At 41.3% G+C, this 11692-nt stretch carries 10 protein-coding genes; 4 read left to right on the top strand and 6 right to left on the bottom strand.

The window, feature by feature from the left end; genetic code table 11:
• The 3 genes from V7783_RS17000 to V7783_RS16990 form a co-directional block, all read right to left on the bottom strand.
• The coding region (locus tag V7783_RS17000; protein ID WP_335679734.1) for a SapC family protein at positions 1–227 on the bottom strand (227 nt) is incomplete at its 3' end.
• Between the two features lie 56 nt (positions 228–283).
• Entirely contained in the window at positions 284–1837 is a 1554-nt protein-coding gene (locus V7783_RS16995; RefSeq protein ID WP_335679733.1) for a tryptophan halogenase family protein, read from the bottom strand.
• Between the two features lie 99 nt (positions 1838–1936).
• Positions 1937–4882 carry a TonB-dependent receptor gene (locus V7783_RS16990; RefSeq protein WP_335679732.1) on the bottom strand — a complete coding sequence of 982 codons (2946 nt, stop codon included), beginning with the start codon at positions 4880–4882 and terminating at the stop codon, positions 1937–1939.
• A gap of 340 nt (positions 4883–5222) precedes the next feature.
• Between V7783_RS16990 and V7783_RS16985 the strand changes: the two genes are divergently transcribed.
• The gene (locus V7783_RS16985) at positions 5223–5837 is read left to right on the top strand and encodes a fumarylacetoacetate hydrolase family protein (RefSeq protein WP_335679731.1); all 615 of its coding nucleotides are present in this window, start codon (positions 5223–5225) and stop codon (positions 5835–5837) included.
• Here V7783_RS16985 and V7783_RS16980 read toward each other — a convergent pair.
• The 3 genes from V7783_RS16980 to V7783_RS16970 form a co-directional block, all read right to left on the bottom strand.
• On the bottom strand, positions 5776–6717 hold the full coding sequence (locus V7783_RS16980) for an ABC transporter substrate-binding protein (RefSeq protein ID WP_335679730.1): 942 nt from the start codon (positions 6715–6717) through the stop codon (positions 5776–5778). The two genes, V7783_RS16985 and V7783_RS16980, sit on opposite strands and share 62 nt — an antisense overlap.
• A 195-nt stretch (positions 6718–6912) precedes the next feature.
• Entirely contained in the window at positions 6913–7965 is a 1053-nt protein-coding gene (locus tag V7783_RS16975) for an aldo/keto reductase (protein ID WP_335679729.1), read from the bottom strand.
• 13 nt (positions 7966–7978) lie between these two features.
• Positions 7979–8407, bottom strand: a complete 429-nt coding sequence (locus V7783_RS16970) for an acyl-CoA thioesterase (protein WP_335679728.1) — start codon at positions 8405–8407, stop codon at positions 7979–7981.
• Between the two features lie 184 nt (positions 8408–8591).
• Here V7783_RS16970 and V7783_RS16965 point away from each other — a divergent pair, with 184 nt between their 5' ends.
• The 3 genes from V7783_RS16965 to V7783_RS16955 all read left to right on the top strand — a co-directional run bounded on the left by V7783_RS16965 (position 8592) and on the right by V7783_RS16955 (position 11690).
• Positions 8592–8795, top strand: coding sequence for a hypothetical protein (locus tag V7783_RS16965; RefSeq protein WP_335679727.1), 204 nt, complete (start codon positions 8592–8594; stop codon positions 8793–8795).
• Between the two features lie 67 nt (positions 8796–8862).
• Positions 8863–9915, top strand: a complete 1053-nt coding sequence (dinB, locus tag V7783_RS16960; RefSeq protein ID WP_335679726.1) for a DNA polymerase IV — start codon at positions 8863–8865, stop codon at positions 9913–9915.
• Between the two features lie 92 nt (positions 9916–10007).
• The gene (locus V7783_RS16955; protein WP_335679725.1) at positions 10008–11690 is read left to right on the top strand and encodes a carbon starvation CstA family protein; all 1683 of its coding nucleotides are present in this window, start codon (positions 10008–10010) and stop codon (positions 11688–11690) included.
• Positions 11691–11692 lie beyond the last annotated feature (2 nt).

Below are 11692 nucleotides of genomic sequence, written 5' to 3'. Positions count from 1 at the left end.
TCGAGTAGCAAATTTTCGCTATTTTCAAAGCCAAATAAGGCTAAGGCTTCAAACTGCCCTGACTGTGGGTGCTTACGAAATACGATGGGCTGATTAGCTTGTACTTTAGTAAACTCACTCGGGTAAATAGCTGTGCAGCTGATATTATCGCCCCATTTCGCACCACGTTCGGTGATCACTTTTAATTCTTGGTGGCTAATATTATCAAGTAAAACATGGTTGGCCATATGGCCTCCTGATTTTAAATAAGGTTAATTCAATTGGTTCACTTACATCTGTTAAGTTAAATAGGCTGTAAACCGAACCTTTGAATATGTTCCAGTAACTGGCGGTTAGTGGGTAAGTTATCTAATCCTTGTTTTGCAGCTTGTTGATTATTAGTAAAATGTTCAATAACGGCTGCTGGCATGTTCATTTTTGGAAATGCTGGTAAATGTTTCATACCATATAAAATAAACTGATAACTCGCCGCTGAAAACACTTCTTGAGCACGGTCAAAATCATTAAGCCAAGGGCTTTGATATTGCCATAGTGCAAGGTTATCAAGTAGCGACGGCGGTATTGTGTTGGCATCTCTATGTGCTTGCCAATAGTCACTACTACGCTTTGATAACACATAGTGCAGTTTTAAAAATTCAATAATGCGTTGCCAGCGATAGTGGCATTGTTGATCAAAGCGTTTACTGAGCAGAGGCATGGCTTTACGGTGAGTTGGAAAGTTTGCCAGTAGTGTGTTTAAGCCCAGTTCCACCATCACCAAAGCTGAGGCTTCCAGCGGCTCAATAAAGCCTGCTGACATACCAATAGCAATACAGTTTTTATGCCAAAACTGTGTGCGGTAACCAGGTTTAAAGCTTAATTCGCGGATAGTTAACTGGCTTACATCAAGCTTACTTTGTGTGGCTTTTAAATAATTTATCAGCTTATCTTTGGCGCCTTGGTTTGATTCATATTCACTAGAATAAACCATGCCGACACCACGGCGTGTTTGTAAGCCGATATCCCAGATCCAACCAGTATCTTGCGCCGTTGCTTTAGTATAAGAAAGGATCGCTTGTTCACTGTTCGTGTAGGGGACTTGCACAGCCACCGCGCGGTTATTAAATAGAATGTGCTCTTGGGTTTCCAATGGCACTTGATAGTGCTTATCAATTAAGCGGCCATGATGGCCTGAGCAATCAATAAATAAGTCGCCGGTGATCAGGCCGTGATCGCGAGTTTTTACCCCACTTATATAACCCTCTTCATCGTTGATAACTTCATCAACATGACTGAGTAGATGATTGACATTGAGCTTATCAACACAGTGACGCATTAATAGTTGCGCAAATTTTCCAGCATCTAAATGATAGCCATAGTTTGCCTGTGCTTGGTAGTCACTGTGTAAATGTGTTTTAGGTGCTTTGTGGTGATCGCAAAAATAAGTTTGGCTCGCTACTGCATGGCTAAAACTAACGGCTTCATTTTGAGCAAACCAATAAGGGGCTATATTTAGACTTTGATAGGCAACAGGTAAACTAAAGGGGTGATAGTAAAAGTCGTTTCTGTGGCCATTGCTTTCATCATCGCACCAACCATCAAAACGTGAACCTTGTTTAAATGAGGCATCACATTCACGAATAAATTGTGTTTCACTTATGCCAATGGTTTTTAAGGTTTTACGCATGGTTGGCCATGTGCCTTCACCAACACCTAAAGTGGCCACGTCGGGCGATTCAATAAGGGTAACTTTAGCGTTGTGAGTCAGATGTCCTTGAGCTGCAATAAGCCCTGCGCTGAGCCAGCCTGCGCTGCCGCCGCCAATTATAATGATATGATTTATCGCGGATGTCGCCATTAATAATTACCAAATTAAGTCATATACCCTGCAATAGGGAGGGTATAAATATCGTAGCAAAAAAAAGCCGCTTTGCAGCGGCTTTTTGACAACAAAATATTAGAAAGCGTAGCGGAAACCAATGTTATAACGGGCACCGTACTGATTAGCACGTAATAACTGTTCAGAGTAACGAACATAAGTACGTTGCGTTTCGTCTGTTAAGTTTAAGCCTTCAACAAACACCGTTAGCTGCTCGTTGACTGCGTAGTTCACGTTGATATCCCACTGACCGTAAGATTCAGTAAATATAGGCGATGAATGTTGATCAAAACCAGTTAAGAACTCATCACGCCAGTTATACGATAGACGCGCTGATAAACCGTTTAAGTCATAAATTGCCGAGAAGTTAGCTGAGTCACTTAACCCTGGTAGTGCGAATTGGTAACCAACTGCGTCACGATCTGCTTCTACATCACCAAATACGAAGGTGGCGTTTGCAACAACACCAAATCCAGTGTCGCCAAACATGTGTTGTGCAGCAAGTTCCCAGCCCCATAAGTTACCAGTTTCAACGTTAGTATCGCGGGCAACATCAAAGATAGCGAGTGGATCGGTACCAATACCTGTGATGCCCGTGCCTTGAGCTGTGCCTTGGTTTTCATTAATTTTGTCATGAATCGCTTGATCAGAAGGCGTAACCCCTTCGGCTGCTAAATCTTCACGGGCTTGCTCAGCACGCTCACCAATGAATGGGTCAGTAATATCACCCATGGTTTCTTGCGTTGTGACATTCACAATGAAGTTTTCCACTTGCTTACGGTAATAACCCGCCGACATATAGCTGCCTTCGCCGTAGTAATATTCAAGTGATAAATCAATGTTATCAGATACAAATGGTTTTAGATTTGGGTTACCAACAGCTACTTTACGTTGGCCAACCTTAGGGTTACCTAAAAATGAAGTAGTTGAACGCAGTGAGCCTACAGGAGGGCGAGCCAAGGTACGGCTATAAGAGAAACGCGCCATAACATCTTGCGCAACTTCAACATTAATATCTAAGTTCGGTAAGAATTCGCTAGTGCTGCCTTCGCCATTTGAGAAGGTTTGCTCACCAAAGTTATATGACCATTCGTTACCATTTACCCATGTCATACCTGCAGCTGGTTTTTCTAAGCTTTGAGCTTCTACATCTGTTTTTTCATAACGTAAGCCAACCGCCATAGTGACGTACATGTTGTTAAACTCAGTTTCAAAATTTGCTTGCGTGTAGAATGATAGGGTTTTTTCGCTTACGCGGTGATCATTATCAATTGGACCTGATTGAACTTTACCGTTTACATCAGCTGGCCAACTACATGCACCAATACCACCATCAGGGTGATCACAGTCTATACTTTCTGCAATGGCTACAATTTCATTAAAGTCAGCATCGTAGTAGTAGTTAAGGAGTTTGTCGTTACCACCACCTGAAAAACCATCAAGTAAACCTGAGCTGTCAACACGAGTAAATAAGCTGTCGTCATACCAATCGGCTGAGTTTAACCACCAACCCGCAGCTAACTGCTCTGAGTAGGCTTGAGTCGTTCTGAATTCAATTTTAGTATGTGATACACCAAAGTTGATGCTTGATAGGGCACCACTGTTTTCGTTATACCAAGTACTTTTTAGTTGGTATTGATCAAGGTCGTTGGTGTTTGTATCTTTATTTACACCGGCAAATAAACTCCCCATATCGCTTGGTAGTAATTCCGCTTGGCCATTAGTTAAAGTCATATCGATCAGCGGGATTTCGCCTTGGCTAAAGTCAGCCATTTTTTCATCAATATTAACGGTTGGGTTTTCACACCAATCACATGACGTGTTACCGATGATCATAAATGCATCATGACCAAGACCTACACCTGCACTTTCTGCTGATGAATTATGGGCATCAAACTCAATGTTGAAGTTATCAGTCACTTGCCAATCAAGGTTTAAACCCAGTGATTTATTCTCGTTGGTTGTTGCACCACGATTTAAGTTAGTTGAATAATCACCACCAAACTCACTTACCTGTGTGTAAGTACCATTTTCATTGATGTTCGCTGAATTTACGTTACCACCGTTGTTAAACCACACACCAAAACTACGACCGTCTTTTTCAAACTCAAGTTTTGAATAGGTGTAATCAAGCGTTGCAGTAAGCTTCTCTGATGGCGCATATTGCAGCACTAGCTGACCATTGGTACGTTTACGGGTGTTATCTGAAAATGCATAACCGGCATTTTGCGGATACCATGTTGTGCCGTCAGCACGTTGGTTGTTATCGGTGAGTGATAAACCAGGAGATGCTGAAATATCAACATTAGGGATCCAGTTATCAACCGCCATTGATTGCTCGCGGTTATCACGCTCCTGCACTGAGCCAGAAATTAGAATACCGAATTTATCATCATTAAATGTGTTGCTGTAAATACCTGAGTATTCAGGAGTAATGTCTTTACCAGTTTCATTTGATGTGTCGTGTACTGCCTTTGCGCCTACTGAGGCATGCATGCCAGGGTTAGACAATGGTTTTGCGGTACTGATATTAACAGTGGCACCAATGCCACCGCTTGGAATATCTGCACGAGCTGTTTTGTAGACTTCAACGCCGCTAACACTCTCGGTTGCGATGTTTGCAAAGTCGAATGAGCGTCCGCCAGTGGTTGGCATTTGACGGCCATTTAACGTCACTAAGTTAAATTCAGGACCAAAACCACGCACGGTGATTTTACTGCCTTCACCGTTACTACGGTCGATTGATACACCAGTGATCCGTTGCAGCGATTCAGCAAGGTTAGTATCTGGAAATTTACCAATGTCTTCTGAGGTGATTGCGTCTACAACACCGACAGATTGGCGTTTGATATCCATTGATTTAACTAAGCTGCCGCGAATACCTGAAACTTGAATTACTTCCATATCTGTTTTTGCTGCGGGCTCTTCTTCGGCGACAGCGGTATGGGGAATTAGCGCACTTAAACCCATAGCCATGGATAGGCTAATAGCAAGCTGCTTTTTCTTGAAATGTGTGTGGTTCATGCAAATCTCCAGATCTGGTTTTATTGTTATGTTTGTCGTCTAATGTAAGCGCTTACATTTAGTTGTAAAAAAAACCGCCGAACCCGATTTAATTATGTAACCGCTTACATTAAGTTAGTAGAAAGTAAAACAATCGTCAATAGTTATTGGTTTATGTACCTACGGCTAATTGGTATGTTTATGTTATTATAGAGAATATTTAATCATAATTATTTGCTAAGCTGTTGTTTATCTCCATTTTTAGTGTCAAATATAGGAATTAATGTATGATAATTTTTGTTAAAATCTTTAACTTATCACCATTATTAGCAACAACACATACGTAGGAGGAATGTTTGAAATGAATACTGTTAAAGTTGCAGGGCAGTTGATTACACCCAATAAAATTATTTGTATTGGTCGTAATTATGCAGCGCACATTGCTGAGTTGGGAAATGAAACACCCAGTGAAATGTTGTTATTTACAAAACCAAACAGTGCTATCAGTGAACAATTAAAGAGTCAGCATAATCATGACACGTTACATTTTGAGACTGAACTTTGTTTCGTCGTTAAAAATAATCAACTAAGCGCAGTAGGCTTAGGATTAGACTTAACGAAGCGAGAAGTGCAAACACATTTAAAAACTAAAGGTTTACCATGGGAGCGGGCTAAAGCATTTGATGGTTCTGCATTATTTAGTGAGTTTGTGCCAATTACCGATGAGCAGCAGTTATTTAGTTTCACGTTAACGATTGATGGCTGTATACAGCAACAAGGTGATAGTAAATTAATGATCAACAAGGCAGAGGATATTCTAGCTGAAATTAGTCAATTTATGAGCTTACAAGATGGCGATATCATCATGACTGGCACGCCCGCAGGCGTCGGTGAAGTCAAAAAAGGCAGTGAGTTTAATGCTCAACTTTATCTGGGTTCTCAACTGTTGCTGGAGCAGGAGTGGCTTGCGGATTAACGTTTAATACATGCTGTTGATATTGCATATCAAAGTCAGGGAACGTTGCTTCAAGCCATTGACGTTGTGAAGCTTGGTATTGCTCTGATGGCAATATTTTTTGCTGTAATACATGGTTAATTAGGTGCAGTGCATTATTAGCAAAATTATTTGGCGCACTGGCTGAGCAACCAATTGCGCCAAGCACTATATTATTATTTTTTTCTGCAATTGCTAAAGTCGTGACATTACCAAGATCACTAAAGCGGTTGTAGTAATCAGCCATAAATGGGTAGTCGATTGTATAGTCTATATAACCATGATTAAGTCTGGAAATAACTGCGCCACTTTCATTGTCACTACTCCAGCTTAACGACGCATTTTCGTAGACTTTTGTATTATATTCAATCTTATTTAATTTAGGTGTGAACTTACGGGCTGCACTCTTGCCAAAAATAAATGTTTGATCACTTAAAAGCTTGACCAATTGTACAGGGTCGCCATGGCGATGTGCTATTTGTTGCGCTTTTTTAGGTATAGCGATCACACCAAACGCTGGGTAGACTGTTGTTGGAATTGAATATGCAGCTCTATTTGTGCTTTGTTGACGATGGATCATGCAAGGAAAGCATGCAGCATGGCCGTCATCAAGGTATTTACCAATCCGTTTTTGCGGCACAATTGCATAGCTATGTTTAATATTAGGTAACTGCTTTATAAGCTCTTTTGTTATGTAGTCGCATAGCCCACCACTGGGGGCTTTTGTGCTTTTATTTATGTGAAAAGGTGGGTTATTGCTTTGTAGCCAGGTAATTTCCGTGATGGTGTTAGTGCGATTTGCATGCGCGTAGTTACTTGAGAAGTAAAAAAATAAAGTAATAATGTAATACACGCTTCGCATAATAAAATGACTTACTTGTTAACAACTTACTTTCGAGTATACAACAACTAGTATTTTGTGCTACCAAAGGCTGGTAATGGTTGTTGTAAATAATAAAATATAATACTTTGTTATTTGTTTATGGCTCAAACGCCGTTGTTAGGAAGAAATAAAGAGGAAAAAGCCCAATTAATGTTATTGATTGGGCTTTTTTGTTTAGAACGGCATAGGGTATTGTCTAAAGATTGCATCAATGTCGGTGAGTGCTTGCTCACTTAATTCGATATTAAACGCGTCTATGTCTTCTTTTAATTGCGCTAAACTGGTTGCACCTATAATCGATGAGGTAACGCCATCAACTTGATCGCACCATGCTAGTGCCAACTGTGCTGGAGTTAGTTTGTATTGCTGGGCAATTTCCACATAGTGACTAATTGCTTGCTGTGATTGCGCCGTATCACGGAACAAACCATTACGTTGTACTAAGGTCCAGCGGCTTCCTTGTGGGCGAGCGCCATTTAAGTATTTACCCGTTAACATACCGCCTGCAAGTGGTGACCATGGCAGGTAGGCAATATCTTCATGAATACATTGCTCGATTAAATAAGGCCAATCTTTCGCGTGTAATAAACTAAACTCATTTTGAATTGACACCATGCGCGGTAAATTGTGTTGCTCACTTAAGCGTAAAAACTGGCTTATGCCCCAAGGTGTGTCATCAGATAGGCCACAATGTTTAATTTTACCGGCTTTAACACAGTCATTTAACCCTTCCAGGATGTCTAGCATACTGGCGGTATGCTGCTGTGTGTTGGCATCACTAAAACGGATCATGCCAGGCCACTGTTTGCTAAAGTGAGGCGACTGGCGGTTTGGCCAATGCAATTGATATAAATCGATGACATCGGTTTGCAGGCGTTTCAATGATTCATCAACGGCGCTGACCACCGTTTGGCGTGTAATATCACCACCATCACGCACCCAAGATAGACCATTACCTGCAATTTTAGTTGCTACTACAATATCATTACGCTTACTTGGATTGCGTGACAGCCAGTTTCCGATAATTTGCTCTGTTTTTCCGTAAGTATCAGGGGTAGGGGGAATGGCATACATTTCAGCGGTATCAATAAAATTAACACCTTGGTCTAGGGCGTAAGCTATTTGCTCATCTGCATCAGCTTGATTATTTTGTACGCCCCACGTCATACTGCCTAAGCACACGCGTGACACATTAATGCCACTACTACCAAGAGGGTTATAACGCATAAAGATTCCTTATTTAATCTTGCGAGTAGATTTTAAGAGCAGCTAAAAGAGGCTCGCTTAAATTGGCTTTTTTGCCAGTTTTAAAATTGAACATCACCACTTGCGATGAGCCAATAGTCGTCAACGCGTTTTGTGCTTGGCTAAATACATTGTAATGCATCATAAAGCGATCAGCTTGAATATCACTGATTGTAACGCCAACAAGTACTGTATCTGGAAAAGTAACTGGGCGCTTATAACGGGCGTTATTTTCACTGATCACAGGACCGACACCGGTTTTTTGTAAGTCTTCGAGCAGATTAATTTGGTTAAAAAAATCAATTCGGGCAGTTTCAAAATAACGAAAATAAACGACATTATTAACGTGTTGTAAGGCATCCATTTCACCCCAAGCAACATTAATTTTGGTGTGAATAGGGTGTTGTTCTATAAACGATTGCATAAACAAACTCGATTACTGTAATGAATACTCAGGTTAGCAATATGCTGCTTTTAGCTCAAGAAAATTAGAAAAATCATCAAAACATGCTAACTTTAGTAGTTCACGCTTACGTAAATGATAACTATATCCTAACCCCATTTTGAGGTGGTTTGGCTATATTTTTAATAATTTAAAGGAGCAAATTATGAACTTAGTTGCAGCAAAAATTACCAAATGGTTGGCCCTACTAGCGCTGTTGTGTTTAGCGATTGTGTGTTATGCAATGGGTAATGCATCAGGTGCTATCGCATTAGTGATCCTTGGCTTTTTATTCGAAGGCGCTTTTTGGTTGTTTGGTCATAGATTATTTTCACGCAAGAAAAATATAGAAGGAGAATCTCCCAGTTGATAACTTGCTTATAGAGTAAAGTTAATTAATAATAACTGTTCATACGTACAGTTGTTTGGTTTTGGGAATGAAAAAGTTTATTCATATCGACATGGATTGCTTTTATGCCGCGGTTGAAATGCGCGACAATCCAGCGTTAGCTAATGTGCCGTTGGCTATTGGTGGTAATAGTAGAAGAGGGGTGCTGTCGACGGCCAATTATATTGCTCGTGAATACGGTGTGCGCTCGGCTATGTCTAACTATCATGCTAAACAACGCTGTCCTGATTTAGTTATTGTGCCCGGTCGTATGCAGGTATATAAAGCAATATCTCAACAAATTCGCGCTATTTTTCAGCGTTATACCGATTTAATTGAACCACTTTCTTTAGATGAAGCTTACCTTGATGTAACTGATAGTACTGCGTGTAAAGGCAGTGCGACATTAATGGCGCAGCAAATCCGTGCTGATATTTTTGCTGCCACTGGCTTAACGGCATCAGCAGGGGTGGCACCAATCAAATTTATTGCCAAAATTGCCAGTGACGAAAACAAACCAAATGGCCAGTTTGTGGTGTTACCTGAGCAAGTTGATCAGTTTTTGGCGCAATTGCCTTTGGGAAAAATACCCGGTGTTGGTAAGGTCACTTTGGAAAAGCTTAACTTAAAGGGCTTATACACAGGTGCCGATGTGTGCGAAAAAGGCGTGAACTGGATGCAACAGCATGTCGGTAATTTTGGTGTGTCGCTGTATCAAAAATGTGCAGGCTTACATATTGGTAAAGTATCCACCGAGCGTGTGCGTAAATCGTTAAGCGTTGAACATACCTACGAATACAATAAAACCAGCTTACAAGAATGCCTAGATCAGTTACCTATTTTGTTAGAGGAGTTGACTCGGCGATTAGCAAAACAGCAATTAGAACAACGCATCAATAAACTCAGTGTGAAAGTAAAATTTGCCAATTTTGTGGTGACATCGGCAGATCAGTTCTATCATCAAATTGACACAGCTATATTTACTGAACTACTAAGCAAAGCGTATCAGCGTGGTCAGCAGCAACCGGTACGATTACTTGGTATCGGGATTGGCGTAAAAAATGAGCCGCAACAGCATCTTCAGTTAAGTATATTAGACTAAAGATTTAGAGTGTTTTTTACTCAAGTCTTGCTAGTGTAGAAAATGAACAACACACATTTATATAACCAAGGTTAACAATAAGAGAGAGCGCTATGCAATCAGTTGTTATTGTACTGCTGGGTATGGTTGGAATGCTTTTCGGTTGGTTTGTGTACTCTAAATTTATCGCCGAAAAGATTTTCAAAATGGATGACAGTTTTGTCACCCCAGCACATGAACTCGAAGATGGTAAGGATTTTGTGCCTACCAATAAAGTGGTGCTTTGGGGGCATCATTTTACCTCTGTCGCGGGGGCCGCGCCAATTGTTGGTCCTGCGATTGCTGTTTACTGGGGCTGGGTGCCAGCTGTTTTATGGGTCGTACTTGGTACTATATTTTTTGCCGGTGTGCATGATATGGGCGCACTTTGGGCCAGTGCCCGAAATAAAGGCAAATCCATGGGCGCGTTGTCAGAAACCGTGATTGGTAAGCGTACCCGCGCGTTATTTATGATTGTGGTTTTTCTGGTGTTATTAATGGTCAATGCGGTGTTTGGGGTGGTGATTGCAAAATCATTTATCAGTAGTCCGAATGCGGTTTTTCCTGCTTGGGCTGCAATTGTGGTGGCGCTCGTGATTGGCCAATTGTTGCGTAAAAAAGTCTCTCTTATTCCGTTGTGTTTTATTGGCGTGGGGATTTTATATTACACCATCTATTTGGGTAGCAGCATGCCTATTACTCTACCTGATGAGCTATTTGGTTTAAGCGCAAATGCTAACTGGATCATTATTTTATTTATATACGCAGCTATTGCATCACTGTTACCGGTTTGGATGTTATTGCAACCGCGTGATTTCATCAATGGCATGCAATTATTAGTGGGCTTAGTGCTGTTATATGGCGCCGTGTTTGTTTCAATGCCTGATATCACTGCACCGGCGTTTAACACTCAAACGGCGATAGATACTCCGAGTATTATTCCCTTACTATTTGTTACGATTGCCTGTGGTGCAGTGTCTGGTTTTCACGGTATTGTGTCATCGGGTACTAGCTCTAAGCAGCTTAATAAAGAAACCGATGGTCGTTTTGTTGGTTACTTAGGTGCTGTGGGCGAGGGCATGTTAGCGCTAATCACTTTGGTTGCGGTAAGTGGTGTTGCGCTGGCGGTATCTCCCGAAGAATGGCATGAAATATACAGCCATTTAGGTGCCGGTAGCGTAGCTGCGTTTGTCAGCGGTGGTGCGAATCTTATTGAAACTGGCTGGGGCATTTCCAACGAAGTTGCATCGACATTGCTTGCCGTTATGGTGGTGTTGTTTGCTGGCACGACGATGGACTCAGGCGTGCGTCTGCAGCGTTATATCATTCAAGAATGGGGTGATATTTATAATATCAAAGTGATTAAAAATGGTGTGATAGCCACACTGATTGCTGTGCTAAGTTGTTTATTATTGGCCTTCGGTGCTGGTGGTGCTGATGGCAGTGGTGGCATGATCATTTGGCCGTTGTTTGGTTCAACTAATCAAATTTTAGCGAGCTTAACCTTGCTAGTTATTTCGGTGATGTTGATCAAAGCAAACCGCCCAGCTAAGTACACACTTATACCGATGAGCTTTGTGTTAGTGATGGCGTTTTTTGCTGGAGTGATCAAGCTTGGCGAGTATTACCAACAAGGTAACTGGCTATTAGTGACATTGGATATTATTGTTTTGATCATCAGCGTATTGGTGATGCTCGAAGCGTGGTCTGTTATTGCAAAGCACCGAGCAGAAAACAAATCTGTGGGTAGTGAGTAACG

The sequence above is a fragment of the Pseudoalteromonas sp. genome (assembly GCF_036960685.1).
Classification (GTDB): Bacteria; Pseudomonadota; Gammaproteobacteria; order Enterobacterales; family Alteromonadaceae; genus Pseudoalteromonas.
This window is presented reverse-complemented; position numbering and strand designations above follow the sequence as displayed.

What these genes read in the sequence shown, in the direction of transcription:
- V7783_RS16955 (WP_335679725.1), top strand. Translation starts at nt 10,008, where the DNA reads ATGCAATCAGTTGTTATTGTACTGCTGGGTATGGTTGGAATGCTTTTC.
- V7783_RS16990 (WP_335679732.1), bottom strand. Translation starts at nt 4,882, where the DNA reads ATGAACCACACACATTTCAAGAAAAAGCAGCTTGCTATTAGCCTATCC.
- V7783_RS16995 (WP_335679733.1), bottom strand. Translation starts at nt 1,837, where the DNA reads ATGGCGACATCCGCGATAAATCATATCATTATAATTGGCGGCGGCAGC.
- V7783_RS16980 (WP_335679730.1), bottom strand. Translation starts at nt 6,717, where the DNA reads ATGCGAAGCGTGTATTACATTATTACTTTATTTTTTTACTTCTCAAGT.
- V7783_RS16965 (WP_335679727.1), top strand. Translation starts at nt 8,592, where the DNA reads ATGAACTTAGTTGCAGCAAAAATTACCAAATGGTTGGCCCTACTAGCG.
- dinB (WP_335679726.1), top strand. Translation starts at nt 8,863, where the DNA reads ATGAAAAAGTTTATTCATATCGACATGGATTGCTTTTATGCCGCGGTT.
- V7783_RS16975 (WP_335679729.1), bottom strand. Translation starts at nt 7,965, where the DNA reads ATGCGTTATAACCCTCTTGGTAGTAGTGGCATTAATGTGTCACGCGTG.
- V7783_RS16970 (WP_335679728.1), bottom strand. Translation starts at nt 8,407, where the DNA reads ATGCAATCGTTTATAGAACAACACCCTATTCACACCAAAATTAATGTT.
- V7783_RS16985 (WP_335679731.1), top strand. Translation starts at nt 5,223, where the DNA reads ATGAATACTGTTAAAGTTGCAGGGCAGTTGATTACACCCAATAAAATT.